Below are 25,952 nucleotides of genomic sequence, written 5' to 3' on the forward strand. Positions count from 1 at the left end.
TAAAACCCTTTGTAGATAACATATTTTATTATCATCTACTATATTTTTATTAAATTCCTTTTAAATCGCGCACATATTGTAGCCAAGCGAAGCTAAAATTTCTCTTTCTAGATTTTTCATTATAATTTCTTCATCTTTTTTTTGGTGATCATGACCAAGTAAATGCAGTAATCCATGCACTAACATGTGTGCAATGTGAGCAAGAATAGGTATACAATACTCATGCGATTCTCTTTTTATTGTGTCTATTGAAATTGCTATGTCTCCTAAATCGCACTCATTAGACAATTGTTCACACGGAAATGATAGTACGTTAGTTGGCTTATCCATTTCTCTAAATTTTAAATTAAGTTGATGTAGCAAATCATCATCAGCCAGAGCTATTGATATATTTGGTTTATAGTGGTCTATTTTTAATTCTTTTAGAGAAGCATTGATGACACCTAATACAAAATTTTTAGGATTTTCTATAATGCTGCACCATTTCTTGTCAAGAATATTTACTTCTAACATTCACTCATCCTTATTACTTCATTCCATTCAATTTCCGAAACTGGGGCAATTGATAAACGTGGTTGTTTTAATATAGACATATTTTTCAAAAGTGGGTTTTGTTTTATATTATTTAACGTTACTTGGTTATTTAAAGGTTTCAAAAACTTTACATTCACTAATCCGAACTTGGGATCATTAATATGATAATACTCTTTAAATACTTCAACGATTCCAAGTATTGCTTTCTCTTTACCTGTATGATAAAAAAACGCAAGATCGCTTACTTTCATAATTTTCATGTAATTTTGAGCTTGATAATTGCGCACGCCATCCCACTCAACTACCTGCTCCTTTTCCATTTTTTGCCATGAATATTCACTTGGCTCTGACTTGAGTAGCCAAAGTTGCATTATTTTTTTCTTCTTAAATAAGCCGGTATATCATAAACATTGCTGCCCCATTTAGCTCCTTCGCTTACCTGTTCAGTTGGTTTTGTTTCCAGTGTTTTGTCTTGCGTACTTTCACTGTGACTATAGGGCCACTTAAATTTCTCTTTCTCTGAGTCTTCGCTCTGACTTATAGGTGAAGTTTCTGACTTATTATTGCGACCATCAATGCCAGTTGCAAGAACAGAAACTCTAACTCTTCCCTCCATCGCTTGATCAAAAGTAGCACCAAATATTATATTTGCATTTTCATCTACTTCTTCACGCACTCTATTGGCTGCAGCATCAACTTCAAACAGAGTCATATCTCCGCCACCAGTAATGTTAATTAATATTCCTTGCGCACCTTTCATTGATACATTGTCAAGCAATGGATTGGATATTGCAGCTTCCGCAGCACTAATTGCTCTATCTTCTCCTTCTGCCTCTCCGGTGCCGATCATCGCTTTGCCCATCTCGCTCATTACTGTTTCTATATCAGCGAAGTCAAGATTAATAAGCCCTGGCATGACCATCAAGTCAGTTACTCCTCTGATGCCAATATGCAGAACATTATCAGCAAGTTTAAATGCATCAGAAAATGTAGTTTTTTCATTTGCAATTCTAAATAAATTCTGATTTGGAATGACAATAAGTGTATCCACGTATTTTTGCAGTTCTTCAAGTCCAAGCTCTGCAATGCGCATGCGGCGCACACCTTCAAAACCGAACGGTTTAGTTACAACTCCAACAGTCAATATCTTTTTTTCTTTTGGCGCTCTATCCTTAACTGCAGCTCTTGCTTCTCTGGCTGCTTTTGCAATTACCGGTGCTGCACCGGTTCCGGTACCACCGCCCATTCCTGCTGTGATGAAAAGCATATGACTATCTTTTATATGCTCCATAATTTCATCGATTGATTCTTCTGCTGCACCTTTCCCAACATCAGGCAAAGCACCAGCACCAAGACCCTTAGTTAAATTAATGCCAAGCTGAATTTTTTTATCACATAACGACTTTTCTAGTGCTTGAGCGTCGGTATTTGCGACAACAAAATTCACTCCTTGCAAATTAGATTGGATCATGTTATTCACAGCATTTCCACCAGCACCACCCACTCCCACAACGGTAATCCTTGGGTGTAATATAGGTAACTCCGGCAGACTAAGATCAATAGACATTTAAATTACTCAAACTTAGCGAATTCACTTGATAGTAAGTTACCGCTTTTTTAATAATATGCAAATACTTTTCACTTCTATAGGCGTAAACAGTAAACGGGATTTACTTATTCTTAATATTTATACTAATAAGTGCTATTTTATAATTACTAGATTTTTGGATGATATTACTTCAAAAAAATAAAAAATGTTTATAAAAAGGGACAGAGACCTATCCCTTTTTGTTTTGTTGAAGTTATTATACACCTTTTTCTGCTTTGTTCGATGCTTCAACCACAACATCTTTTAATTTTGAGGCAACTTGATATGTTCCATAAAGAACAGCAGCTGCAGCAATTGTCATTATGGCACCTGCAACTATCTGACCAGCAACACCTGTTCCGATAAATCCAGGTAATGAAGCAGCTATTGCTTGATTTGTCCCAACAAAGTAGCTGGCAGTCTTAGCAAGAAACCCAGAAGCTTCTGCTGCACTAACAAAGCCTGCTTTCATATGCATTGCTGTAAAGACAACACTTGCAACTGCAACCGGAAATAATGCTGTTCTTAACTTATTATCCTTAATATACTGACCAAGCCCACCAGCAGCACCTGTAACTCCCCAGTGTCCATTATCAGGGTTTTTATATCCCTCTGAAATAGCGTGAAAAACACTATGTTCTTGTTCGTAATTATATTCTGTTAATGCCATAACTCTACTCCTTAAATAGAATGTTAAAATTTCATTAAGGGCAGTATATAATGAAACAAATTGTCTGTCAAGTAAACTAATTTTTTAATATATCCTTATTCTGTAATTCAGCGCTTCAGCAATGTGTGCTCTTTTTACTTCTTCACTTTTTGCAAGATCTGCAATGGTTCTTGCAACTTTTAATACGCGTGTGTAGCCTCGATTGGAAATGTAATTTTCTTTCAGTACGTATTTTAGCAATTCTAACCCTGCCTGATCTGGTTCAGTAAATTTATTAAATGCTTCACCGCTTACTTCTGCGTTACAACGAACATTCAATTTACTATAACGCTCAGTTTGAACTTTTCTTGCTGCTATCACTCTTTCTCTTATGATTTTAGTACTTTCTCCCTCCACAGAGATTTCAGGAGAGAGTATGCTAACGTTTGGGTAGAGTGGGCAGCCAGCGAGTTACTTGTTAAGTACTTTTCCAACAACCCCTCTCCGAACCACGCATGATAGTTTCCGTATCACGTGGCTCTCCAATAATCTAACGTTTTAAGGAGTCACCATCATATTTTCCATATTGGATTTTCTTATGGCATTCATGACAAACAACAAGAGTCTTCCTCTGTCGTTCAATCATTCTCTTTTTCCATTTCGGTAGCTCAGTATTACGTTTACCTAGCAAATCAGCAAGTTTACGTACGTGATGTACTTCAATCTGCTCTTGTGATTTACATAATTCACAAGTTTGTGCCAATAGTCTTTGCTCTATTTCACTACGCTTATTCCATATTGGTATAAGGTTATCACTTATACTTACCCATTTATTCCATTTTAGTGACACAGCACCAAAGTGTGTAATTAATGGTATCTTTGATGGTAAACGATCTACTCTGACTTGGATGACTTTTCGTTTTTCACCTTCGTCGTTTTCAATCATTGCACCAAATTTTCTATAAATTTTCCTGCAAGTTGTTTTGTATTTAGATGCTAAAGTCTTTACTAATGATACTTCCATCACATACTTCAAATAACTTAGTGTGTGAAGGTTGTAGGCCATTTTGTAATATTGTACAATTCCTCGATATTCAGTTTGATACTGAGCAACAATACTGTAAGCTGTATCAAGTGTACGTTGAGGTAAATGTATAGGCTTTCCACAACGCATATATTCAGAACACTTTTTCTGCTTTATATGATGTGGTACACGTAACCCAATACTACCGTTAATACATCGTTGTGTCCGATGATCATGTTTATCATCTGCATGCAAGACGTGTATTTTATAACCTAAAAAATTGGCTTTGCTATCACACGCGTGTGTAATAAGCGTTTTATCTTCATTAAGCATAAGTTTGAGCTCCTCATTGAGGAATTTAGCAATCTCATTTTTAATTTGTTCAGCTTCATTTTTTGGTCCTGCAAACCCTACCAGAATATCATCAGCATACCTAACATACCAAAGACGTCGATAATTTAGATCACAAGAATCCTTAGATGGCATACCCTGCACTAATTGACGCAGTTGTTTTGCTTGATCCCAGTTCCCTTGTTTTCTCATCATCGATACTTGCATGGTTAACCTTAAATATTTTGGATTTGTCTTTCTTCGCTTACCTCGGTTATTTGCTGGTATTAGTATATGTTCCACATGTTTATCTAACCGATCGAGTAATATGTTACTCAAAATTGGACCAATAATAGAACCTTGTGGTACCCCACTATGACTCTTATTGTACTTCCAATTTTCCATATATCCTGCTTTTAGCAGTCGATTGATTAGCTGAATAAAACGGTTATCTTGGAAGCTTTCACTCAGTATTTTCAACAACATAGTATGATCAATTGAGTCATAACATGCACTGAGATCTCCCTCTATAAACCATTTTGTACCTCTGCCTTTTTGCATTACTGCTCTTAATGCAGTGTGGCATCCACGCTTTGGTCGAAATCCATGTGAACATTCACTAAATTTAGGCTCATAGTAGGCTTCCAATATTAATCGGATTACTTCTTGAAGTAACTTATTTGACCATGTTGGCAATCCTAACGGCCTGCGTTTACCACTCTTCTTTAAAATATAGATACGTTTTACTGGTGTCCACCGATATCGCTCATAGCGTAAATCCTCTATGATTTTATCGATTTTCTCCAAAGACATACCATCAACTGTTTCAGTTGTCACACCTTCTGTCATAGCACCTTTATTACGACAAAGTTTGCCATACGCTCGAAGGTAAAGATCACGCTGATAAAGTAGGCGATATACGTTTTTAACCGGCAAATTTCTTTGTCCACGTTCACGTATAATGTTAAGTATTGTTTCAGCTTTCCGCATCTTGCGTACCTCCCAATTTCAACATTCAATTATCTGTCACCCTTTGCCCTGTATGTGGCTTTCCCACGCTCCCCGGTGATTCGTTACTTTCACGACTACTACGATGACTCCGTAACCATAGAACTCGCGTTCCTTAGGTCATCCCATGTTCCGTCACTAAGAACTGTTCTAGATCAACTTAGGTTTTCCATTCATCCTCTTAAATAAGTTCACTACTTATCGTTCTACAGCCAGAATGTCACACAAACGAAAGTTTAATCTGTGCTTACCGTAGACATGGGGTTTTAAATGCGATACCCATGGATGTGAAGTCCCACCCCTGAAGATTAGAATTCAAGCAGTTTAGCTTTAACCATATTGATCAGGTGTTGCAAGCCGTTATCTTACACATCTTCAGATAACTCTCGCTTTACATACATGCTCTTGTCCTCCTTCCCTTTCGGGTTAAAGTTAGTTGTTCACCTCGAGGCCATTTATTCTGAACCCCGCTTAGCTCTGCTAAGTATTTCTTAATGCGTACCACGGCGCACCCTCTCGACTCACACAGCTCCCATTATTCGGCCCTTGCTACTAATTATAGCATAATCAAGGACTCTGTTTTAATCAATTGCTCATCCCATTTCTGGTTGACAAAACAATTAAAACTAAATCCCTTCGCTCCATTTCCATTACAGAGACTTCTTCACTACTACGCGCCCCTGTTTTTCGCATCGGTACTCTCACCCTTGGAGTTTAGCTCCTTGGATTTCTCCCTTATCATCGAAACGACAGGTTCCCGCAGTTCCACGCAATAGCCCAAAATAGATTCACGCCACCTCTATGCCGGACGCCACCTATCCGGTAAACAAGCTCCCGATAGATTTATCCCAGGTTAAGTTAGACCCCTGGTTTCGACGTCATTTAAAAGGTTTCGACACTTCATCAGTGGTTCACTTTCGTTCATCTCTCCATTCCTTACATGACATATAATTGTGCCTTTTCCATAACGCTCACTACCTTGCCAAAGCAGCTTATAGTTGTTTGAAGCCTGCTCTTGTAAACCGGCTCCGAGGGGCCCACCCTCATCTATTGCGTAGCTTTTGCACTTAGTTTGCTCTTACTTGAACATTCTTTGTGTCTCTACGGCACACCTAACCCAAGAAAGGTTTTCCTACGTCATACCGCCAAGGATAGATTCCGCTAACAAGTAGCGGAATGACAAATTTGTTGTTTTTCAAATCGTTGGTAAACCTAAGTCACTTTAGGTATAGATTTACTTTTTGAGTTATTTTGTTAACATTAATTATTACACCAAATCAATTGCACAAAATGAAAAAGGTGAAACTTGGTATACTAATTTCAGGCAGGGGATCAAATATGCAGGCCTTGATAGAGGCATGTCAAAATCGTAATTTTCCTGCAGAAGTTGTGTGCGCTATCACAAATAATAGCGAAGCTGCTGGCCTAAAAATAGCAGAACAAGCAGGAGTGCCAGCGTTTATTGTTAGAGATAAACCACTTGATGCTGATAAAATTCACGAAATATTTGTTCAACATAAGGTTGATTTAATTTGCCTTGCAGGGTTTATGAGAATCCTGCAAGCTAATTTTCTCAGTAAATGGAATAACAAGGTGATAAATATTCATCCCTCTCTACTTCCGTCCTTTAAGGGCCTAAATGCTCAAGAGCAAGCTCTAAAAGCAGGAGTAAAAATCGCAGGCTGTACTGTACATTACGTCACTCCTGAAATTGATGCTGGAGCCATAATTGCTCAAGTTGCTGTGCCAGTGTTACCAGCTGATGATATTCAAAGCCTCTCAGAACGCATTCTAGCTGAGGAGCATAAGTGTTATGTAGAAGCAGTAAGATCAATAGCAGAAAATATTAATTATTGACCTTAAGTGTTTCTCCCAACTTCAACAAAAAATAAATTTTCGGGTTCCAGTAAAGAGCTTGCCAGTTCGTTTACTTTCTCTAATTTAACGTCATTAATATAGCTCACAAAATCATTTATATGGTTAATATCGCGGTTGTTTGTCTGAATATTATTTAGTTTTGCAACTATGTTGTTATTATTAAACATAGAGAAAACATAGGAATTTACCATACTAATTTTTGTATCCCGAAACAACTGCTCATCAATTCCTTCCTTTTTTATCCTGCTAAATGTATCTTTTACCGCTGATATTGATTGACTGGCAGTAGAACTATCAGTACTAAGACTTCCAATCATAATGTTCCCATGTTTATTGAGAATAATACTCGCATAAACACCATAAGTAATGCCTAAGTTTTGCCTCAGTTCTTTCATTAATATTGAATTCAGCCCCATGCTGCCAAGCGCATTAATCAAGACTTGAGCATTATAGTAGTCTGGATCTTCATAAGCTATGCCTTTTTGAGCAAAAAATATTACACTCTGTGGTATATCCATAAAAATGTTTTTATTCTCTGCAGGACCAAAATCATTTTTCACAGGTATTTTTCTAACTTTTGATCTTTTTGACGGCAATTTAGATAAATATTTATCTAATAATGTAATAATTTCTTCTTTTTTTGCACAACCAGCAACACTGATAACTATGTTATCTTTAGCAAAATTACGCTTTATGTATGTTAAAACATCATCTCTAGTAATGCTCATTACAGTGTCAAGAGTTCCATATTCACTTTTTGAGTAAGGATGTTTTTTAAACAATAACATATTCAATTCTTTTCCAGCAACAAAAAAAGGATTTTTTTCAAGATTATTAAAATCAACTTTGGCTTTCTCGAAAACTCTATTCAACCCTTCAGGGTCAACTTTAGGACGCATTATAGCGTCGCTCAATAATGAAATACCTTCTTCAAGATTTTCTGATAAAGCATCTAATGAAACTCTAAATGCTTCTAAACCAGCAATAAAATTTAAACTAATCCCTTTATCTTCTAGCCTTTTTGCAAAATCTTTGGCATCATTTTTTCCTGCCCCTTCTTGAATTATAAGAGAAGTAAACCAGGTAAGTCCTTGTTTTTCTACATTTTCATATGCATAACCTGCATCTTTGAATGATATATTAAGTGAAATTTTTGGTAAATCGTGGTTTTCAACAAATAGAAACTTAAATCCTTTACGGGTAGTGACCTCCTCTATATTTAGGTTACCACTTGCTTGTAAATTAAAGCCTAGACAGAAAAAAAATAGGAGTACAAATTTACTTATTCTCATTATCATCTCCTTTTGGCAACAAACGACCAATTAACTTATTAGCAGAAAAAATAGCACAGATTTTATTATTTACATCCTCTAGATTGACATCATTAATCTTGCTATATGAAATATCTATTTCATCAAGTGGAATACCAAGCGCTAAGTGTGAGCCATAAAAAAATGCTATACTATTTAAACTGGATAAATTGTCAAACTTTGCTGCCTTGTACCTATACTTCGAGTTTTGCAATTCCTCGCTTGTTATTCCTGTGGACATAAAATTACTAATAGAATTTTCTAATTCTCTTTCAACAGTGCCTAAATTAACCCCACTTTTTGGAATGACCTGAATATCAATATAGCCATCACTAAAAGTTAAACTATTGTAATAAGCAGATACTGATACTGCCACATCTTTATCTAGAACCAAATCTTTATACAGTTTGCTGGATTTGCCGCCACCTAAAATGTCAACCGCTAAATGAGCAGCAGAGGCTTCATTTATGTGATCAAATAAGGGAACACGATAACGAAAATATAAAACTGGTTCTTTTACTTCAGTGCTCTCTAAAATCACCGATAAGCCTGCATTATGCACTGGATCCTGATTTGGATAATGCCTAATTACTGCCTTAGACTTAATGTCACCATATTTTTCTTCTGCTAGCTTCACAACTTCATCAAATTCCACATCACCAACAATCAATAATATTGCATTGCCGGGGTGATAATAGTTATTATGAAACCTCACTATGTCATCCTGATTGTAAGTTTTAATATCGCTCTCCCAGCCAATAACAGATCTACCATAGCCATTACGGTAAAATGCACTATTCATTTCTTCCCGTAATAAGTTGTTAGGATGATTATCAAATCTCATCTTCCTCTCTTCCAGTACAATGTTTTTTTCTCTTTCTATTTTATCTTGAGTAACATTAAAATTGCCCATTCTGTCTGCTTCAACTTCCATTGCCAGTGGTAAGTCATTTTTAAGGGCTAATTCGTAGTAACAGGTATATTCCTTAGTAGTAAACGCATTAAACTGGGCCCCCCCAATGCTACTCATAGTGGCTTCTATATCTGTGAACTTCCCTGTAGTTTCAAACATTAAATGTTCAAAGTAGTGAGCCAATCCTGCTTTGCCAATTGGATCATCCATTCCCCCAACTTTGTACATTACTGCATGTAAAACGGCTGGAATCCGATGATTAGGAACAACATAGACATCTAGTCCGTTACTGAGTTTAGCATGTTTTATGTCGTGCTCTATGCTTAAAGCCTTCAAAGAAATTGGGTAAGTAAAAAAGAGTGCAGGTAGTATAAGAAAACTAAAAAACTTATGAAGCATTATTTCGACCTAATATAAAAACAATTATTTTATTCCTCATTTTGTTTGGAAATAAACATATCGTATATATACCACTTATATAACAATGTAAACATTCCACAAACTATAGATAAATCCGCTAAATTAAAAGCTGGCCAATACCAATCATCAATATGAAAATATATGAAATCATATACAGCTCCCCAATAAATCCTATCAACTACGTTTCCGATTGCTCCACCAATCATCAGAGAAAACCCAAGGTAAGTTGACTGATCATCAGACTTGTATATCAAGTATGCAAGTATACCAATTATTAGTATTGAAAATGCTGAAAAAAAGAAACCGCCATGCGGTAAAGCGCTACACATTCCAAAACTAATGCCTGAATTCCAAACTTCAACTAGCTTTATAAAGCTAGCGATCTCAATTGATTCTCCCTCATCAATCAATGAGTTTATGTACAATTTGCTCGTTTGGTCAATCAATACTATAATTAATATAACAATTAAGCATAACTTTTTCATAAATTTGCCTTTAACCTATAAATTTTAAGTATATCATAATTTATCTGTTTTGTTAACTCCTCAATACTATGGAATTTTTTTTCTGACCTTATGAATTTTAAAAGTTGTATATTAACTTTATGATTATATAAGTCTTCATCAAAATCGAATATGTGCATTTCTATTATAGGCTTTTTCAGATCCTTAAATGTAGGTCTCATACCAATATTGACTACTCCATATAACCAGTTTGGGTTATTATAAGAAAACATCACTTTAGCGTAATATGTACCAAATTTTGGTTTTATCATGCAATCTTCTATAGGAATATTTATGGTTGGGAATCCTATTTCTCTACCTCTACACGCACCCTTTGTCACAACACCAGAAACTTGATAAGGTCTACCAAGTAATTTATTAGCAATGTCTATTTCACCTTTCTGTACATACTCTCTGATTGAAGAAGAAGAGCAAATTTTGCCGTCAATTATTAATGGCTCTAATTTAGTCAAAGAGTATCCATATGTTTCAGAATATTTCTCTAGAGTTAATATATCACCCAATCGTTTATGACCAAAAGTACAATTTTCTCCGACAATTATGTGTTTAGCGCCATATTTATCTATTAAAATCTCACTGATAAAGTCATCGCAGCTAACCTCAGAAAAACCTCTACTAAAATTAATAATATACAAGTAATCTATACCATAGCTGCTGATTAGTTCCTTTTTTTGTTCTTGGTCTATTAACCTAAAATTGTTTCTACCAAATAAAACAGTTGATGGGTGAGGCTCAAAAGTTAAAACTGCAGAGGGTAATCCTCTTTCTTGTGCTACCTTCTTTAGAGTGGAAATTGCAAATTCATGTCCTAAATGAATGCCATCGAAATTTCCGAAGGTTAGTGCTATATTATTTTCTATCCCTTGCTCACAATTATAAATAATTTTCATACAATTTGATATTTTTACATGTTTCTTATATATAATAACTATATTTTAGCAAGCTACGGAGATAAATTGTGAAAAATACTAAAGGAAAAGTTATAATATATGTAAAGCATCACTGCCCATTCTGCAAAAAAGCAAAAGAGTTACTGGATAAAAAAGGGGTGAAATATGAAGAAATCGATGTGCTCAAAAACTCAGATCTATTTAACGACATAAAATCAAAGTATAACGTTAGAACAGTTCCACAGATCTTTATTAACGATAAGCACATGGGGGGGTGTGACAAATTGATGGATCTTGAAAAAGAAGGAAAGTTGGATGATATGCTAAATAATAATGACAATCACACTGATGTCACAACCTACACAAACAGCAATGATGAATGTGGAAAGTGTGTTATACCACATGATGATTTTATGTAACTTTTTATCTTGTTTTGTCGTGTAATACGTAAATGAAAACTAGTATGCTCACTTTAAACAATTCTTAATGAATTAAAAATACAATTCATTTAGTGAGTTTTTTTAGTGGGAAAAAATGACAAAAAATATTTCAATTATTAGCAGAAACTTAATTAGTATCGAATTAGTTAACAAACAAGATTTAGAGAATTTCATCAAGATTTTCACAGTGCTTGATAAACATATAGCAGCTAAAACACTTTTTACAGAAGAAGTGAGAATAGAGTATAAACAGCACAACGGCGGAGAAGTTGTTGAATTGCTAAAAGATACAGACTTTACATATCATGAGGTTGAAAATGTATTGAACCACCTGAGTAAACATGAAATGAAGGTGCCCAGCAGTGTTATAGCACATACCCTTTTTGCTGCATACAATCACGCACTTGAATCTAAGAATGTAGCATTTTCTTTTTCTGAAGGCTCTCCACAATTTAACATCAGAGTAAATAAGAATACCTTTATAATAACTCCTATGAGTGAAGAGAATTTGGAATTGAATTCACAAAATAGCAGAACGCTTATAGAGTCATTAAAGAGCGAAAAAAGTATTTATGATTGTATAGTAGAGGAAAATACTATTAAAGTTATAGTGCATTCTGAAATACATCAAGCTATAAATTTGATTATAAAATCACTGATAAAGTCCCGCCTTTTAGCAAAAGAGGAAGAAGGAAAATTCAAAGAGAAATTGAGACAACTTGCTTTTAAGGATCAAGCTTTTGTTGAGTATTCTAGCATCAGAACCATCAATAGGTATCCACATAATCATCCTCTGAGGAAGCATGAAAGTGTTACTAAGGATATAGAAAATATTTTATGTGATTTCATAGCAAATGAGAACAGCGAGTTTGCTATAGAAAGGTTAAATAGGCTGAGCTCAGCAGTTTCTCCGGATACTCCAAGAATCATCACTAAAACTATAGATAAACTTGTTAAGTTTCACTAAGGTATACGAGAGCCAATAGATTTCTTGTATTACCTTTTGTCATCCAAGTAGCCAAGCTACTTGGTTCTTTTTTTGGTTCCAGCACTATGTACATAGCTGTACAAACATTGTAGCCGTTATTCAGTAGCCCTCAGAAACGAAAAAACTTACTTGACACCCTTCGCCAGCCCCCTTATCATGGTACTGAAGGTATTCAGTTATCTTCATCTGTGCAGATTAAACAGCAAAAAAACAACGTACTTGGCGTCTTATTTTTAATTTTTCGCACTATGTGCACCTTATGTCTTCACAACATTTCTAGCTATATAAGACGAAACGCGCTTACAAAGCGTTTAAGACAGTAGAGAACGCCAATTTGCAGGATTAGAAAGTGACAACTAGCTAACACGGGGTTTCTTTTGCCTTTTTTTCTGCTTAGTAAATTTCTTAAACATTTAAACAAAGGTGAGTTGCATTTAAAAGCAGCTAAATTGCAGTGTTTAAGACTTAAAAAACGCCAATACTGAAAATAGACAATGACTAAGGCTTCTTTTGCCTTTTTTTTCGTTTGGTAAATTTCTTAAACATTTATGGCTAAACGACAACCGTCATCCCGCTACTTGTTAGCGGCTAAGAGATACCGCGGCGGTATGACGGTTCGCGGTGGCATGACGATAACCTCGTCATCCCGCTACTTGTTAGCGCCGCGGCGGTATGATGTCTTCCTTGGATCAGCTATAGATTACCTGATCTCACCATCTTTCCAATCACTTTATACATAATTCTCGGATTTTGAAAACTTACTTTGAGTGAATTGCTCATATTCTTTATCCTCTAGTTCTTCAAAAATCTCAGGATAATGTTCACTGGAACGAATAATTATTGAAATTAGCTCTTGCTTTGTTTTTTTAAGTAAAAACCTTTCAAAGAGAGTCTGTTCATCTGGGCGCGCAGACGACCGATACTCCTCTCTGTCAAGATCAATCAAAGCAAAACCTGTTGCAGCCATATGCTTACATGGACCAAAGTAACAGAATGCAGGGCAGGAACATGTTCCACTGAAAAGAGGACCATCGTGCTTTAGTGTTACTCGATATACATTTGATCCAACTACCTTTGATTTAGCTTGAGATTCATTAACAGATATAATCTGTACCTTTCCTTTGTTAAAATAATCTCTTCCGCTAGAGAGGTAGGGTTCTTTGATAAGAACTGTGATATCTTTATAATACAGTCTCATTTTTGCCTCCTTATTTCATATATAAAGCCCTCAATTTTCTAATATATCCTTTCTTCCATAAAAATTTATTAACCCACCACAACTTTTATATGGCCCTGCGGACAACTTTATAGTGCTATAGCTAACTCAAGAAAGGTTTCCCTACGTCATACCGCGATTCATTCCACAACTGTACGAACGTTGTAGTTTGGGCCACCAGTGGTGTGTCATCCCAGTGCCCAGACACTGGGATCCAGCTTCTATGCAACTTAATTAAAAACGTTTGTTTTAGCGTAAGACAACTACCTTTAGCTCATCAGCTCAGTTATAAGCAAAATTCCTGGATTCCAGTGTCAAGCACTGGAATGACACCATTTGCTGTGCAATTTACCTTCAAAAATGAATGTTCGTACAGCTATGGATTCATTCGCGGTATCTCAGCATAGATTCCGCTAACGAGTAGCGGAATGACGAATTTGTTGTTTTTCAAATTGTAGGTAAACCTAAGCCACTTTAGCTATATATAATAGAATTTCGCTTTCTACTATCTTTCCAATCGCTTTATACATAATTCTCGAATTTTGAAAATTTGCTCCATGTTATACGGTATGGTTGGGTTACTGATCAGCCAGCTCTCAATAAATTGTTTATGCTTTTCTATTTTATAGCTTCCAAGGTGTTCTGGCTCAATTTTTTCTTCCTCTGTCAGTTTTAATAACATGTTATTTCCTGGAAAAGTTATGTCAATAATTCGGCTTTCGTAACGAAGATAGCAATGCATTTCTGGAATGTGTAGTAAGTTATACTCATTTAGAATTGCAGAAGCTTTCGGAGTGTTCACTTTATTCATCATAAAGACAGCTATGTGTAGCGTTATGTCGATTTCACATTCGCAACCTAACTTATAAATCAGAGCATGTTTTGTACTACACGTTCCTCGTCTTTCATTGAATACTGATATACAATCTGTGCGGTCAAAATTGCGTCCATAAGGCAGCTCATGTACATATTCTAATGCTTCACGTAACGTAATAATATCCAAATTTAAAAAGAGATTCGATATAGGCTTATGATTAGATAAATATATTTGATTTAAGTCATTCATATCATCATTATCTAATTTCTCACTTGTATAAAATTTGTTTTCTTACTTCGAGACCTAATCTACCACAACTTTAATATGGCGCTTCTTTCCTGCAGATAATTTTATAAATGGCTGACCTTTAAAGCTCTCGAAATTTATTATATAGTTAACGTCATTTATAATATTATCATTAACTTTGCACCCGTTGCCCTGTATTAAACGCTTTGCTGCGCCTTTTGAAGGTTCAAAACCGGTGTCACGCAGTAGGTTTACTAAGGATATGCCGCTTGCAACTTGTGCTTTTTTTATGATGTAATCAGGAAGTAGTGAGCTATCTTCATTCTCAAAAGCAGAGACTGCAGCAGATAGTGCAAGTTCCGCTTCTTTTTCACCATGACATATTTTTGTCACCTCTGTTGCTAAAACTTTTTTTGCTTCATTTATTTCCTGATCTTTTAAGGATTCTAACTTTTTGATCTCATCAATTGACACATCAGTGAGCAATCTCAAAAAACGTCCAACATCTTGATCATCAACGTTGCGAAAATATTGCCAGTAGTCGTAAGGCTTTAGCATATTATCATCAAGCCACACTGCTCCACTTTCAGTTTTGCCCATTTTTACCCCTTGAGCATTCAATAAAAGAGGGGCAGTAAGGCCAAACAGCTCAGGTAAATTCAACTTTTTTCCAAGCTCAATTCCGTTTACTATATTTCCCCACTGGTCTGACCCTCCAATCTGCAGACGACAGCCATGCTTTTTATTCAACTCAACAAAATCATAAGCCTGCAATAGCATGTAATTAAATTCCAGAAAGCTTAAGGTTTGCTCTCTATCCAGCCTGGTTTTCACACTATCAAAACTTAGCATACGATTTACAGAAAAATAAGCTCCTATATCACGCAAAAAATCTATGTATTTTATGTTATCCAACCAATCTGCGTTATTTACTATCATTGCACCAGTCTTGCTGTCATTAAAAGACACCATTTTCTCTAATATTCTCCTTATGCTGGATGTATTTTGATTGATGTTCTCTACGGGCAAGATGCTTCTTGCTTTATCTTTGAAGGATGGGTCACCAATTTTTGTTGTGCCACCTCCAAGTAAGACTATCGGCTTATAACCAAATTTCTGCAGGTGACGGAGCATCATAATCTGAATTAGGTGACCAGCATGAAGACTTGGTGCTGTGCAGTCAAACCCAATGTATGCGACTATATGATTATTTTCGGATAATAGCTGATCTAACTCTTCAATATTTGTACATTGGTATAGGTACCCTCTTTCTTGGATAAAATTTAAAAACTCGGACTTGTATTTCATTTTATAAACCCCAGTCTATCCTGTCATTAATGCCGAAGGTAACCCTAATAGGGAAAGATGTCATCCAAGTAGCCAACACTGGGATCCAGAAAACTTAATTATAAACAAGCACACTATACAACGTTTTCGATGAAATTGCATGAAAAACTGGATTCCAGTGTCAGCTACTTTCATGACACCACTACCTGTGCAGGAGTTGCCTTCAAAATTACAACGTTTGTTCAGTTGTGCACCAGCTATCCAGGCAATCAGTTCCATAACTCTTCTATTTTATAATACTCCCTTACTTCTGACCTGAATATGTGAACCATTATGCCTTGAAAATTCAAAATCACCCAATTGCCTTCATCCATACCTTCTACATCTATTTTATCATGTCGCTCGAGACTTTTTATTACGTGTTCAGCTAACGCTTTCACATGGCGACTTGAATCACCAGATGCAATAATCATATATTTTGCAATAATGGTTCTATTCTGCACATCGAGAGTAACTATATCGTGACCTTTATTTTGATCTATTATACTTACAATCATGCTTTTTATTGATTCTGTATCACTGGATACATTAGTCATCATCTTAAATTATTTAATTTACTTATAATTATACACTCAAAATCTCTAAATATGAACTATTTTCAACGCGACTGTTCGTTAAAAAGGTATTACCTGCATCTATTTTATCATCATGTTTTTAGCATGTACAATGATATACTTTTATATATAATTGAAAATAGCTTTCTACTAGTATTCATTATGGACAAGACTCTCATCTACTTAATCGGCTTTCCAGGCAGTGGTAAGTTTACTACTGCAAAGGAACTGTGTAAAATCATTGATGCAGTAATAGTAAGCAATAATCTATTCAATAATATTATATTTGATATTGTTAAATTGCAGGATGCTGAAGTTCCAGATGAACTATGGGAAAAAATTTTTGCAGTTAGGGAAAATATATTAGCAATACTAGAAAAACACTACATAAAATCAAAACATTATATATTTACAAATGAATTGATAGAGGGTGACCCCTATGATCAGAGAATATACAACTCTGTGGTAAATTTAAGTAAAAAAATGGATATGGAAATTCTTCCTGTAGTGTTACATTGTAATGACGAAGAACTAGCAAGGCGTATTCACTCAAAGGAGAGATGCCGGAAAAATAAAATTATTGATTCGGATTTTGTTATGAAAAGAATTGAAGGGAAAAGGCTATTTATACCGGAAGGTACACTTGAAATTGATAACTCAAACTTAAGTGCAAAGGAAGTTGCAAAGAAAATTGTTGAAGAGATGAAGGAAGAAAAAAATGGAAAATTAATTAAAACTTCTGTAACAAATCATTTAAAAACAGAGCGTACTCGTGGTTGAGCAGAAAGATAAGTATCGTCCTTGTGTTGGCATAATGCTATTTAACAGACAAGGACATGCCTTTATTGGAAAACGCTTTGATAGCGACTCTTACTGGCAGATGCCACAAGGAGGTGTTGATGATGGTGAGGAACTGGAACAAGCAGCGTTACGTGAGTTGCTAGAGGAAGTTGGTACTAATAAAGTAAAGGTTATAACTAAAAGCAAGGATTGGATATACTACAACTTGCCTGAAGAAGTTATACCAAAGTGCTGGAATGGGAAATATTCTGGTCAAAAGCAAAGGTGGTTCTTAATGAAATTTTATGGAGAGGATAAGGATATTGATATTAATTATACTGATCATCCAGAGTTCAAAGAGTGGCGTTGGCAAAGTATAGATGATTTAGTAGCCAATGCTATATCATTTAAAAAAGAAGTTTATAAGACAGTGATAGAAGAGTTTTCTTCTATAATAAAAACCTCTATTATTGAGTAAAATTTACAATAAGCTCATGATAGTAGATTCTCATTGCCACTTGATTTATTTTTCCGATGATGAAATACCAAAAGTAATTTCAAGGGCAGAGCAAAATGGTGTAAAAATTTTGCATAACATATGCGTAAGCATTGATGATATCCCTAAATTATTAAAAATTTCTTCATCCTACGATCAAGTCTACTTCTCTGTTGGTATACATCCACTTGATGCTGCTATAGAAAACGGTGAGTGTATACATGCTGATGAATTAGTTGAATTTACTAAGAATCAAAAGGTAATTAGTATCGGTGAAACCGGGTTAGATTTTTATAAATCTGACAACAAAGACAATCAGAAAAAAAGTTTTGCATCACACATAGAAGCAGCAAGAATAACAGGGTTACCTTTAGTTATTCACACTAGGAGTGCTGATAGTGAGATGATCGATATGTTAAAGTCAGAAATGAAAACCTGTGCTTTTAGTGGAGTAATGCACTGCTTTGCTTCCTCTAAAGAGCTTGCTTATCAATCTATAGATTTAGGGTTATATATTTCATTTTCTGGAATCATTACTTTTAAAAATGCGAGCTTACTCAGAGGAATTGCACAAGGTGTACCACGCGAACGTGTTTTGGTTGAAACTGATGCACCGTATCTATCACCTGAGCCTTACAGAGGAAAAAAGAACGAACCAGCAATGGTAAAATATGTTGTGGATTGTTTGGCAGAGTTATGGAATGAGTCACCCGACAAAGTAGCAGAAATAACCACAAGCAACTTTTTTAGGCTGTTTACGAAACTTGAGCTACAAGGAAGTTCTATAAAACCATTGATTTGCTTATGAGCCTAAATAGTTCTTTCACTGCATTCACAGATTTATCGAACATTTCTCGTTCACTATTATCCATCTTAACTTCTAGGACCTTTTCAACTCCATTTTTTCCAATAATTACAGGAACACCAATAAACAAATCTTTTACACCATATTCACCATTAAGGTAAGCAGCACATGGTAATATACGCCTTTTATCTTTTAAATATGACTCTAACATGCATATAGCTGAAGATGCAGGAGCGTAGTATGCAGATCCAGACTTAAGCAGATCAACTATTTCTTTACCGCCATTGCGAGTGCGTTCAACTATTTCATCAACTTTTTTCTGCGTAATGAGACCCATATCGATAACTTGGGTAAGTGGAATGCCAGCGATAGAAGTGCAATTAATGAGTGGTACCATAGTGTCACCATGTCCTCCAAGCACAAAAGCAGATATATCTTCAACTGAAATATTTAATTCACTTGCAAGAAAATAACGGAAACGGGAAGAATCAAGCACTCCTGCCATTCCAACAACCATATTAGTTGGAAGGTTTGAAAATTTATGCACCACTGAAACCATGGCATCCAAAGGGTTGGTAACCACTATTACAAACGCATTTGGAGAATACTTCTTAATATTTTCACCAACCTCCTTCATTACTTTAGCATTGGTTTGCAGGAGGTCATCCCTGCTCATTCCAGGTTTTCTAGCAATGCCTGCTGTTATGATGATTGCATCAGAATTTTCTATATCTTTGTATTGATTAGTTCCAGTTAAACCAGAATTAAATCCATCAATAGGGGATGATTCTGCTATGTCGAGTGCTTTACCTTGCGGTATTCCATCACTAATATCAAGTAAAACAACATTGCCGAGTTCCCTTAGTGCAATCATATGGGCAAGAGTTCCACCGATATTTCCTGCACCGATTAAAGATATTTTTTTTCTTTGTACTGTCATTTTCTACTCCTTTGTATTTACTTTTATGGTTTTACCTTCCCAAGGCGATAGGCTATCAAGCATACGAAAATCTTGCGATAAATCTATAGGATTATATACAACCTTTTTTGCCTCTATATCGTATCTTACTTCCTCATAACCAGTGAGAGGGAAATCTTTTAACATTGGATGACCTTTGAATCCATAGTCTGTTAGAATCCTACGCAAATCAGGGTGATCAGAGAATTCTATTCCATACATATCAAACACTTCACGCTCAAACCACGAAGCTGTGCTAAATACCTTTGCTATGCTTGGAGGCATATCGCCCTCACATAATTGAAGTTTTATGTGTACTCTAATATTATGCACAATGCTGAGTAAATTGTACACTAACTCAAAGCGCTTTTCTCGATCTGGATAGTCAACCCCAAAAATATCAACTAATAGTTCAAACCTACACTTTTCATCATCACGTAGAAAGGATAGGTGCTTTTCAATTTCATCTAAAGTTGAATATATTACAATAATGCCATCATCTTTTTGAATGCACTCACACTTGGTCTTTTTTTGTATATGCCTTGCAGTTTTATCCATGCTTTATATTCTGAGTTCGTTTTATTTTGTTTTGTAGGCATAGCATTCCATATAGCAACGCCTCAGCGGTTGGTGGGCATCCAGGGACATACACGTCAACTGGCACAATTCTATCACAGCCTCGGACTACTGAATAAGAATAATGGTAATAACCACCACCATTTGCACAACTTCCCATAGAAATAACATACTTCGGGTCTGCCATTTGATCATAAACCTTGCGCAATGCTGCTGCCATTTTATTAGTTAGTGTGCCAGCAACAATCATCACATCTGATTGACGTGGGCTTGCACGAAACATTATGCCATATCTATCAAGATCATAACGGCTGGATGCAGTATGCATCATCTCAACTGCGCAACATGCAAGACCAAATGTCATTGGCCACAATGAACCAGACCTTGCCCAATTCATTACATAATCTATTAAATCACCAAATTTAGTAACAAGAAACCCTTCTTTTTTATAACGACCCCAGTCATCATTAGATAGAATTTGATTTGTCATAAACTACTCCCACTCTAATGCACCTTTACACCATTCATAGATAAAACCTATAGTGAGTATTGCAAGAAATACCATCATAGACCAAAATCCACCATAGCTTATCTTAGATAAAGAAACAGCCCAAGGAAAAAGAAAAGCGATTTCTAAGTCAAATATTATAAATAATATTGAAACTAGGTAAAATTTAATGTCAAAATTTTTTCTTGCACTGGATAGTGGATTGAAGCCACACTCATATGTGGAAAGTTTTTCACCATCTGGCTTACTCACTGCAAGAAACATAGGCAATATACCTAAAGCAAAAGATACTACAATTGATACGCAGATAAAGATTACTATGGTTAGATATTCGCTCATTTAACAAAACATATAACACTATGAGTTTACATGCTTTCCTAACTTTTTACCACCTAAAATATGCACGTGAAAGTGTGGTACAACCTGCTCTCCATTTTCACCGTAGTTAGTGACTAATCTATATCCTGTTTTTTCTAAATTATATTTATGTGCTATTTCTCTGACAATTTTGAAAAAACTTACTATCTCCTCTTCAGAAGCTTTTAGAATAAAATCATCGTATGAAATATATTGATTTTTTGGTATAACTAAAATGTGAACTGGTGCGTCAGGGTACTTATCACGAAAAGCTAGTACATTTTCATTTTCATGTACCTTCTCACAAGGTAACTCACCTCTTAATATTTGAGCAAAGATGTTATTGCTATCATAAACTTCATTGCTCATATTTTAAGAGCGACCTTTCCCTCTTCCTTTATTTCTTTCTACATCAGGCGTAGATAGTGGTTTTATTACTTCACAAGAGGCATCTTCAAAATTCAAAAAAGTACTTCCCAATCCTTCTGCTTGCTTTTTGATATCTCGTTCTGATAACTGCATATTTTTTATAGGAGAAATAGCTTCTTTACTTTTACCAAAAGGAAACTCGTTAGGATTAGTAATGTTAAAAGATTTTACTAATTCATCTGTACTTGTAACAGTTTCTGAAGACTGCCCTGGTGACTTTCCAGTTTGTGCTGGCCCTGGAGTTTTTGATGGTTTGTTCTGGTTATCATATTCTCGATACAATTTTTCTGCAATACCATTCAGCAATTTTAAGTCTGTATGAATTTTAAATTCTCCACCAGTAATTCCTGCAAGCTTCTTAAGGTCTTCGTCAACTTTATTAGCAATTCCTTTAAGAACAAGCTCTTCTATTTCTTTCTTGCTCTTGCCTTTATTATCAGGATTAGTTTTAATAGTGTTAGCTATTTCCTCAACGTTAATTTCAATTACAATTTTGTTTTCTTCTCTAAAAATAGTTACATTTGGCAGGTTTTTCTTTATTTGACCTAATTGTTCATCGTTCAAATAAGGTATATCTCCCGTCAGAGTCCTTGACGCTAAAAAAGCTACCTTTCCTTTCCCTTTCTTTTGCTCTGTTATTTCTACACCAAGATTCTCACTAGCTTGTGTGGTTTCTATAGGTGGGTCATACTCTTCAAGTGGGCTGCCAATAATATAACGCCCGCCATTTTTTATGTCGTGCCACATTTCGCCCCGAGACTTAAACCAGTTTTTTGGCTGTATAGGATATATTATACCCCCAAATAGAGCTCCTATACCTCTACCCAGAAAATTTCCTACTCCCGAAGCTGCATTACCAACTTTAGATTCTTCATTTTGGTCGTTTTTTGGCATACACACCTCCAAGTTACTTTCTACAACTAAATACATTTTAATTATAGACGAAAAAATTTAAACTTCTATATCCATTATAAGATAGAATTATAGGGATTGCAACCATTATTTATACATTGTCTAAAACATGTGGTATTTGCTACTTTATTCAATTTACTTTAAAGAGTACTCTCTAAATTATGTTTAAATGGAATACAAATAATATCATTGATGCAACTGGCGGAAGAGGCGTAAATGGTTGTAATTGGACACATAGCTCAAATATTTCAACGGACACAAGAAGCATAAAAAAAGGTGATTTATTTATTGCACTCAAGGGAAAGAATTTTGATGGCCATAATTTTTTGCATGAAGCGTTTTTAAAAGGGGCTGCCGCTGCAATAGTAAGTGAGGGTAAATATAAAAATTTCCCTCTCATTATTGTACGAGATACCCTGAAAGCTTTGCACGATATGGCATCATACTATATTAGAAATATTCTTGTTGATGCTAAAATTATTGCAATTACAGGCAGTGTCGGGAAAACCACTACAAAGGATATGCTGCACACTGTTTTATCGCAATATGGAGTGTCCCATGCAAACAAAGGTAACTTAAATAATAATATAGGATTGCCTTTGACAATTCTAAAAGCTCCAAAAAACTGCCAGTACTTAATCCTTGAAATGGGAATGAATAAAGCTGGTGAAATAAAAGAATTATCAAAGATTAGTAATCCAAATATTGCAGTTATTACCAACATCGAACCTGCACATACTGAAAATTTTTCATCACTATTTGACGTTGCACAAGCGAAGTTAGAAATTCTATATGGTATGAAAAGTAATGGTACTTTGGTCTTGAACAGAGATAATAAATATTATGATTATCTCTCATCACGCGCCAATAGAAATGTAATAAGCCTCGGTAAAGATAAAAATGCTGAAGTTTGTTTACTAAACTTAATAAGAAACGATGAATCTTCTGTCATTTCAGCACTATCTTCTGTCATCCCAGTGCCCAGACACTGGGATCCAGGAAGTTCAATTGCAAATGAGCATATCAGACGGTTGTATAATAAAGACTGGATTCCAGCGTCACGCGCTGGAATGACATCAAACCGAGTTACTAATAGATTAAGTTTAAAAATCAGGCTGAGTGATAATCAAATTATAAACTGTAATTTACGTGTACAAGGTGAGCATTTTGCTTATTCGCTACTTGTTGTTGCAGCAGTTGTGCAGAGCCTCGGACTTGATTTATCAAAATTACCACTTGCACTTAAGAATTTTAGTGTAACGAAAGGTAGAGGCAATATTCATAAGGTCAAATACAATAAAAAATATATACATTTAATTGATGACTCCTATAACGCCAGCCCTGCTTCGATGAAAACTGCAATAAAAACTTTGAGTACATATTCTAATCAGAGAAAAGTAGCTTTGCTTGGTGATATGTTGGAACTTGGTGATAAAAGCATAGAATTTCATACAGATTTGGTTAAGATTGTCACAGAAAATAATATAGATAAAATTTATACAGTTGGTAAATTTATGTTAGAATTGCATGAGCTTTTGCCAGATAATATAAGAGGCGCGCATTTTAATGATTCTAATCAATTGAAAAGTGATTTAGCTAACATTATTCAGAATAATGACGCAATTCTAGTTAAAGGCTCACGAAGAATGAAAATGGATCTTATTGTACGGGAATTCATAATAGAATATTAAGCAAAATCATTGTATTAATTTACAGTAACAAATTATTAGGAACTTTAATCGTGACAAAACGTGTAATTATTTTTGGTGGAACGGGGTTTATAGGGAAACACATCGTAAGACGCTTGGCAGCAGAAGGATATTTAATAAAGATATTCACTCGTAATCAGGAAAAAGCTGCTTGTTTAAAATTGTGTGGCAATTTGGGACAAATGTCAATATTTAAAGGCGATTTTTTTGATGAAAAATCAGTTCTAGAGGGTATGGAAGAATGTGATGTAGCCATAAACTTAGTGGGAATATTATATGAAGCAAAAAAGCACGATTTTTACGCTGTTCACGTTAAAATAGCTGAAAGGATAGCAAAAGCTGCAAAAATGAAAAATGTACCTATGATGATACATTTTTCCGCTATGGGAATAGAAAATAGCAAGTTGTCAAAATATGCCAAAAGTAAATTGGAAGGTGAAAAAGCTGTAACTTCAGCATTTCAAGAAGCAATAATAATTAGGCCAAGCCTTGTATTTGGTAAAGAAGATAACTTCTTTAATAAATTTGCAAGATTAGCAACTGTTCTTCCTTTTTTGCCGCTAATTGGCAATGGAACGACTAAATTTCAGCCAATATGTGTAACAGACTTAGCTGAAGTGGTATATCGTGTTATCAGTTTTAATAAGCAAGACAAGAAAATTTATAACATGGGTGGACCAAAGGTTTACTCTTTCAAAAGCTTATTGAAGTTTATTCTGAATGTTACTAACAGAAAGTGTTTGTTGATCAATGTATCTTTTCCAATGGCAAAGTTAATAGCTTTCTTTTTAGAAAATAAAATTATTTCTATGCTGCTAAAACCAATAACTGGAGATACGAACCCTGTGCTTACTCAAGATCAGGTGAAAGTTATGATGAATAGCTCAATCGAAAAGTCAGCTGACCTTGAAACAATGAAGGTTCGACCATTAGCAATTGAAAATGTGGTGCCAGAATACTTGAAGATTTATAGAAAGTATTGATAGAAGAGTGTGCCCGGTAGGATTCGAACCTACGACCCACAGCTTAGAAGGCTGTTGCTCTATCCAGCTGAGCTACGGGCACACAATATATATAAAATGCTTCTTAGTACAAGTGAAGTCAAGTATTTCGTGTGAATATGATGTTTGTGGTAATATCTTACAACACCTTGTCATTGCAGTTGTGTGTCATGCGCTGCCGAAATTGGATGCGAGAAGTCCATTTATTTTAGAAAATATTATATAGAAAGTTGCTTGACAAACTCCGCCAGCCCCCTTATTATGACAATAAGGGTATTTATGACTCAAAACTTGTTTTTGACCTGCAGGCTCAATGACAAAATTCAGTAAAAAACTCAGGGTATTTTTTGGCGGATTAGATAAAATTATAGCGGCTGCATGTCTTTTTTATTTTTTCTACATTCAGCCAAATCGCGCTTATTTTAAGCGTTAGCACATTATTACAGCGCCACTTACAGTAATATAGAGTCAAAACTCGCACCACGGGGCTTCTTTTGCCTTTTTTTTTTATTTGGTAAATTTCTTAATGTTTCTAGCTAAAGCAATTTAAGAGACCGAAAATGGTGTCATTCCAGCGCGTGACGCTGGAATCTAGTCTTTATTATGCAGCCACTTGTTTAAAGTTAAGTTTTCTGGATCCAAGTAGTCAAGCTACTCGGATGACACCTTGACGATTTGAAGAATCGTCGTCCCGCTGCTTGTTAGCGGCTAAGAGATACCGTGAATGAATCACGGTATGACGGTT

29 protein-coding genes, 1 tRNA gene and 1 pseudogene are annotated in these 25,952 nt (G+C 35.4%); 9 read left to right on the plus strand and 22 right to left on the minus strand.

Annotation, left to right across the window (positions count from 1 at the left end; all coding sequences use genetic code 11):
• Positions 1 to 60: 60 nt before the first annotated feature.
• The 6 genes and pseudogenes from ybeY to OOK87_RS02785 form a co-directional block, all read right to left on the minus strand.
• Complete coding sequence (gene ybeY, locus OOK87_RS02760) at positions 61 to 513, minus strand: rRNA maturation RNase YbeY (RefSeq protein ID WP_253309310.1); 453 nt, start codon at positions 511 to 513, stop codon at positions 61 to 63.
• Positions 507 to 905 carry an EVE domain-containing protein gene (locus tag OOK87_RS02765; protein WP_253309309.1) on the minus strand — a complete coding sequence of 133 codons (399 nt, stop codon included), beginning with the start codon at positions 903 to 905 and terminating at the stop codon, positions 507 to 509. The genes ybeY and OOK87_RS02765 overlap by 7 nt, the downstream gene beginning before the upstream one ends.
• Positions 905 to 2,101 carry a cell division protein FtsZ gene (ftsZ, locus tag OOK87_RS02770; RefSeq protein WP_253309308.1) on the minus strand — a complete coding sequence of 399 codons (1,197 nt, stop codon included), beginning with the start codon at positions 2,099 to 2,101 and terminating at the stop codon, positions 905 to 907. The genes OOK87_RS02765 and ftsZ overlap by 1 nt, the downstream gene beginning before the upstream one ends.
• A 238-nt stretch (positions 2,102 to 2,339) precedes the next feature.
• Positions 2,340 to 2,792: a hypothetical protein gene (locus OOK87_RS02775; protein ID WP_264687995.1), complete on the minus strand. Its 453-nt coding sequence runs from the start codon at positions 2,790 to 2,792 to the stop codon at positions 2,340 to 2,342.
• Between the two features lie 84 nt (positions 2,793 to 2,876).
• Positions 2,877 to 3,233, minus strand: a pseudogene (locus tag OOK87_RS02780) (magnesium chelatase subunit ChlI family protein); the annotation flags it as partial.
• A gap of 88 nt (positions 3,234 to 3,321) precedes the next feature.
• The gene (locus OOK87_RS02785; protein WP_253309139.1) at positions 3,322 to 5,115 is read right to left on the minus strand and encodes a reverse transcriptase/maturase family protein; all 1,794 of its coding nucleotides are present in this window, start codon (positions 5,113 to 5,115) and stop codon (positions 3,322 to 3,324) included.
• Between the two features lie 1,308 nt (positions 5,116 to 6,423).
• Here OOK87_RS02785 and purN point away from each other — a divergent pair.
• Positions 6,424 to 6,990, plus strand: a complete 567-nt coding sequence (gene purN / locus OOK87_RS02790) for a phosphoribosylglycinamide formyltransferase (RefSeq protein WP_187297655.1) — start codon at positions 6,424 to 6,426, stop codon at positions 6,988 to 6,990.
• 2 nt (positions 6,991 to 6,992) lie between these two features.
• Here purN and OOK87_RS02795 read toward each other — a convergent pair whose 3' ends face one another.
• The 4 genes from OOK87_RS02795 to ribF are packed head-to-tail and all read right to left on the minus strand — an operon-like array spanning position 6,993 to position 11,068.
• Positions 6,993 to 8,303 (minus strand): M16 family metallopeptidase, encoded by a 1,311-nt coding sequence (locus OOK87_RS02795; RefSeq protein ID WP_264687997.1) that lies wholly within the window; start codon positions 8,301 to 8,303, stop codon positions 6,993 to 6,995.
• Complete coding sequence (locus OOK87_RS02800; protein WP_264687998.1) at positions 8,290 to 9,633, minus strand: M16 family metallopeptidase; 1,344 nt, start codon at positions 9,631 to 9,633, stop codon at positions 8,290 to 8,292. Before OOK87_RS02800 ends, OOK87_RS02795 begins: the two co-directional genes overlap by 14 nt.
• Before the next feature lie 29 nt (positions 9,634 to 9,662).
• Positions 9,663 to 10,139 carry a signal peptidase II gene (gene lspA, locus OOK87_RS02805; protein WP_096617753.1) on the minus strand — a complete coding sequence of 159 codons (477 nt, stop codon included), beginning with the start codon at positions 10,137 to 10,139 and terminating at the stop codon, positions 9,663 to 9,665.
• On the minus strand, positions 10,136 to 11,068 hold the full coding sequence (gene ribF, locus OOK87_RS02810; protein ID WP_264687999.1) for a riboflavin biosynthesis protein RibF: 933 nt from the start codon (positions 11,066 to 11,068) through the stop codon (positions 10,136 to 10,138). Before ribF ends, lspA begins: the two co-directional genes overlap by 4 nt.
• Before the next feature lie 68 nt (positions 11,069 to 11,136).
• Between ribF and grxC the strand changes: the two genes are divergently transcribed.
• Positions 11,137 to 11,487, plus strand: coding sequence for a glutaredoxin 3 (gene grxC, locus OOK87_RS02815; RefSeq protein WP_264688000.1), 351 nt, complete (start codon positions 11,137 to 11,139; stop codon positions 11,485 to 11,487).
• Positions 11,488 to 11,602: 115 nt separating this feature from the next.
• A complete protein-coding gene (locus tag OOK87_RS02820) occupies positions 11,603 to 12,475 on the plus strand; it encodes a hypothetical protein (RefSeq protein WP_264688001.1) in 873 nt (290 codons plus the stop codon).
• A gap of 751 nt (positions 12,476 to 13,226) precedes the next feature.
• Here the strand turns inward: OOK87_RS02820 and OOK87_RS02825 are convergent.
• Positions 13,227 to 13,694 carry an SWIM zinc finger family protein gene (locus tag OOK87_RS02825; RefSeq protein ID WP_264688002.1) on the minus strand — a complete coding sequence of 156 codons (468 nt, stop codon included), beginning with the start codon at positions 13,692 to 13,694 and terminating at the stop codon, positions 13,227 to 13,229.
• A 203-nt stretch (positions 13,695 to 13,897) separates the two neighbouring features.
• Between OOK87_RS02825 and OOK87_RS02830 the strand changes: the two genes are divergently transcribed.
• Positions 13,898 to 14,119, plus strand: a complete 222-nt coding sequence (locus OOK87_RS02830; protein ID WP_264688003.1) for a hypothetical protein — start codon at positions 13,898 to 13,900, stop codon at positions 14,117 to 14,119.
• Positions 14,120 to 14,217: 98 nt separating this feature from the next.
• Here OOK87_RS02830 and OOK87_RS02835 read toward each other — a convergent pair whose 3' ends face one another.
• Genes OOK87_RS02835 through rsfS form a run of 4 tightly spaced genes read right to left on the minus strand, consistent with a single transcriptional unit; the run spans position 14,218 to position 16,658 of the window.
• Entirely contained in the window at positions 14,218 to 14,778 is a 561-nt protein-coding gene (locus OOK87_RS02835) for a hypothetical protein (protein WP_253307172.1), read from the minus strand.
• Between the two features lie 54 nt (positions 14,779 to 14,832).
• The gene (gene tyrS, locus OOK87_RS02840) at positions 14,833 to 16,083 is read right to left on the minus strand and encodes a tyrosine--tRNA ligase (RefSeq protein ID WP_264688004.1); all 1,251 of its coding nucleotides are present in this window, start codon (positions 16,081 to 16,083) and stop codon (positions 14,833 to 14,835) included.
• Positions 16,084 to 16,143: 60 nt separating this feature from the next.
• Positions 16,144 to 16,341 (minus strand): hypothetical protein, encoded by a 198-nt coding sequence (locus OOK87_RS02845; RefSeq protein ID WP_264688005.1) that lies wholly within the window; start codon positions 16,339 to 16,341, stop codon positions 16,144 to 16,146.
• A complete protein-coding gene (gene rsfS, locus OOK87_RS02850; RefSeq protein ID WP_253309997.1) occupies positions 16,332 to 16,658 on the minus strand; it encodes a ribosome silencing factor in 327 nt (108 codons plus the stop codon). The genes OOK87_RS02845 and rsfS overlap by 10 nt, the downstream gene beginning before the upstream one ends.
• 180 nt (positions 16,659 to 16,838) lie before the next feature.
• Between rsfS and OOK87_RS02855 the strand changes: the two genes are divergently transcribed.
• From OOK87_RS02855 to OOK87_RS02865, 3 genes are read left to right on the plus strand one after another with little or no spacing between them, the layout of a single operon-like run.
• The gene (locus OOK87_RS02855; RefSeq protein ID WP_253307174.1) at positions 16,839 to 17,456 is read left to right on the plus strand and encodes an AAA family ATPase; all 618 of its coding nucleotides are present in this window, start codon (positions 16,839 to 16,841) and stop codon (positions 17,454 to 17,456) included.
• Positions 17,449 to 17,934 carry an RNA pyrophosphohydrolase gene (locus tag OOK87_RS02860; RefSeq protein WP_253307175.1) on the plus strand — a complete coding sequence of 162 codons (486 nt, stop codon included), beginning with the start codon at positions 17,449 to 17,451 and terminating at the stop codon, positions 17,932 to 17,934. Before OOK87_RS02855 ends, OOK87_RS02860 begins: the two co-directional genes overlap by 8 nt.
• 16 nt (positions 17,935 to 17,950) lie before the next feature.
• Complete coding sequence (locus OOK87_RS02865; protein ID WP_253307176.1) at positions 17,951 to 18,760, plus strand: TatD family hydrolase; 810 nt, start codon at positions 17,951 to 17,953, stop codon at positions 18,758 to 18,760.
• On the opposite strand, the gene mdh is transcribed toward OOK87_RS02865, so the two are convergent.
• Genes mdh through OOK87_RS02895 form a run of 6 tightly spaced genes read right to left on the minus strand, consistent with a single transcriptional unit; the run spans position 18,735 to position 22,479 of the window.
• Complete coding sequence (gene mdh / locus OOK87_RS02870; RefSeq protein WP_264688006.1) at positions 18,735 to 19,697, minus strand: malate dehydrogenase; 963 nt, start codon at positions 19,695 to 19,697, stop codon at positions 18,735 to 18,737. The two genes, OOK87_RS02865 and mdh, sit on opposite strands and share 26 nt — an antisense overlap.
• 3 nt (positions 19,698 to 19,700) lie before the next feature.
• Entirely contained in the window at positions 19,701 to 20,273 is a 573-nt protein-coding gene (locus tag OOK87_RS02875; protein WP_253307178.1) for an NADH-quinone oxidoreductase subunit C, read from the minus strand.
• The gene (locus tag OOK87_RS02880) at positions 20,266 to 20,781 is read right to left on the minus strand and encodes a NuoB/complex I 20 kDa subunit family protein (protein ID WP_164224545.1); all 516 of its coding nucleotides are present in this window, start codon (positions 20,779 to 20,781) and stop codon (positions 20,266 to 20,268) included. The genes OOK87_RS02875 and OOK87_RS02880 overlap by 8 nt, the downstream gene beginning before the upstream one ends.
• Before the next feature lie 3 nt (positions 20,782 to 20,784).
• Positions 20,785 to 21,138, minus strand: a complete 354-nt coding sequence (locus OOK87_RS02885) for an NADH-quinone oxidoreductase subunit A (RefSeq protein ID WP_006279576.1) — start codon at positions 21,136 to 21,138, stop codon at positions 20,785 to 20,787.
• Between the two features lie 18 nt (positions 21,139 to 21,156).
• The gene (locus tag OOK87_RS02890) at positions 21,157 to 21,525 is read right to left on the minus strand and encodes an HIT domain-containing protein (protein WP_164224547.1); all 369 of its coding nucleotides are present in this window, start codon (positions 21,523 to 21,525) and stop codon (positions 21,157 to 21,159) included.
• Between the two features lie 3 nt (positions 21,526 to 21,528).
• Complete coding sequence (locus OOK87_RS02895) at positions 21,529 to 22,479, minus strand: hypothetical protein (protein WP_264688007.1); 951 nt, start codon at positions 22,477 to 22,479, stop codon at positions 21,529 to 21,531.
• 179 nt (positions 22,480 to 22,658) lie between these two features.
• On the opposite strand from OOK87_RS02895, the gene OOK87_RS02900 reads away from it, so the two are divergent.
• The gene (locus tag OOK87_RS02900; RefSeq protein WP_264688008.1) at positions 22,659 to 24,188 is read left to right on the plus strand and encodes a UDP-N-acetylmuramoyl-tripeptide--D-alanyl-D-alanine ligase; all 1,530 of its coding nucleotides are present in this window, start codon (positions 22,659 to 22,661) and stop codon (positions 24,186 to 24,188) included.
• 50 nt (positions 24,189 to 24,238) lie between these two features.
• Positions 24,239 to 25,189: a complex I NDUFA9 subunit family protein gene (locus OOK87_RS02905; protein WP_264688009.1), complete on the plus strand. Its 951-nt coding sequence runs from the start codon at positions 24,239 to 24,241 to the stop codon at positions 25,187 to 25,189.
• 8 nt (positions 25,190 to 25,197) lie between these two features.
• Here the strand turns inward: OOK87_RS02905 and OOK87_RS02910 are convergent.
• Positions 25,198 to 25,271: transfer RNA gene (locus OOK87_RS02910), tRNA-Arg, on the minus strand.
• Positions 25,272 to 25,952 lie beyond the last annotated feature (681 nt).

Origin of the sequence: Wolbachia endosymbiont (group A) of Sympetrum striolatum, from assembly GCF_947250715.1 — a bacterium.
Taxonomy (GTDB): Bacteria; Pseudomonadota; Alphaproteobacteria; order Rickettsiales; family Anaplasmataceae; genus Wolbachia.

Bases quoted from the DNA above. Each gene is read 5' to 3' on its own strand.
- OOK87_RS02900 (WP_264688008.1), top strand. From the start codon at position 22,659: ATGTTTAAATGGAATACAAATAATATCATTGATGCAACTGGCGGAAGA.
- OOK87_RS02800 (WP_264687998.1), bottom strand. From the start codon at position 9,633: ATGCTTCATAAGTTTTTTAGTTTTCTTATACTACCTGCACTCTTTTTT.
- tyrS (WP_264688004.1), bottom strand. From the start codon at position 16,083: ATGAAATACAAGTCCGAGTTTTTAAATTTTATCCAAGAAAGAGGGTAC.
- OOK87_RS02880 (WP_164224545.1), bottom strand. From the start codon at position 20,781: ATGACAAATCAAATTCTATCTAATGATGACTGGGGTCGTTATAAAAAA.
- OOK87_RS02875 (WP_253307178.1), bottom strand. From the start codon at position 20,273: ATGGATAAAACTGCAAGGCATATACAAAAAAAGACCAAGTGTGAGTGC.
- lspA (WP_096617753.1), bottom strand. From the start codon at position 10,139: ATGAAAAAGTTATGCTTAATTGTTATATTAATTATAGTATTGATTGAC.
- OOK87_RS02845 (WP_264688005.1), bottom strand. From the start codon at position 16,341: ATGGAACTGATTGCCTGGATAGCTGGTGCACAACTGAACAAACGTTGT.
- OOK87_RS02795 (WP_264687997.1), bottom strand. From the start codon at position 8,303: ATGAGAATAAGTAAATTTGTACTCCTATTTTTTTTCTGTCTAGGCTTT.
- OOK87_RS02775 (WP_264687995.1), bottom strand. From the start codon at position 2,792: ATGGCATTAACAGAATATAATTACGAACAAGAACATAGTGTTTTTCAC.
- OOK87_RS02825 (WP_264688002.1), bottom strand. From the start codon at position 13,694: ATGAGACTGTATTATAAAGATATCACAGTTCTTATCAAAGAACCCTAC.
- OOK87_RS02855 (WP_253307174.1), top strand. From the start codon at position 16,839: ATGGACAAGACTCTCATCTACTTAATCGGCTTTCCAGGCAGTGGTAAG.
- ftsZ (WP_253309308.1), bottom strand. From the start codon at position 2,101: ATGTCTATTGATCTTAGTCTGCCGGAGTTACCTATATTACACCCAAGG.
- ybeY (WP_253309310.1), bottom strand. From the start codon at position 513: ATGTTAGAAGTAAATATTCTTGACAAGAAATGGTGCAGCATTATAGAA.
- rsfS (WP_253309997.1), bottom strand. From the start codon at position 16,658: ATGACTAATGTATCCAGTGATACAGAATCAATAAAAAGCATGATTGTA.
- purN (WP_187297655.1), top strand. From the start codon at position 6,424: ATGAAAAAGGTGAAACTTGGTATACTAATTTCAGGCAGGGGATCAAAT.
- OOK87_RS02895 (WP_264688007.1), bottom strand. From the start codon at position 22,479: ATGCCAAAAAACGACCAAAATGAAGAATCTAAAGTTGGTAATGCAGCT.
- OOK87_RS02765 (WP_253309309.1), bottom strand. From the start codon at position 905: ATGCAACTTTGGCTACTCAAGTCAGAGCCAAGTGAATATTCATGGCAA.
- mdh (WP_264688006.1), bottom strand. From the start codon at position 19,697: ATGACAGTACAAAGAAAAAAAATATCTTTAATCGGTGCAGGAAATATC.
- OOK87_RS02865 (WP_253307176.1), top strand. From the start codon at position 17,951: ATGATAGTAGATTCTCATTGCCACTTGATTTATTTTTCCGATGATGAA.
- OOK87_RS02820 (WP_264688001.1), top strand. From the start codon at position 11,603: ATGACAAAAAATATTTCAATTATTAGCAGAAACTTAATTAGTATCGAA.
- OOK87_RS02835 (WP_253307172.1), bottom strand. From the start codon at position 14,778: ATGAATGACTTAAATCAAATATATTTATCTAATCATAAGCCTATATCG.
- ribF (WP_264687999.1), bottom strand. From the start codon at position 11,068: ATGAAAATTATTTATAATTGTGAGCAAGGGATAGAAAATAATATAGCA.
- OOK87_RS02890 (WP_164224547.1), bottom strand. From the start codon at position 21,525: ATGAGCAATGAAGTTTATGATAGCAATAACATCTTTGCTCAAATATTA.
- OOK87_RS02885 (WP_006279576.1), bottom strand. From the start codon at position 21,138: ATGAGCGAATATCTAACCATAGTAATCTTTATCTGCGTATCAATTGTA.
- OOK87_RS02785 (WP_253309139.1), bottom strand. From the start codon at position 5,115: ATGCGGAAAGCTGAAACAATACTTAACATTATACGTGAACGTGGACAA.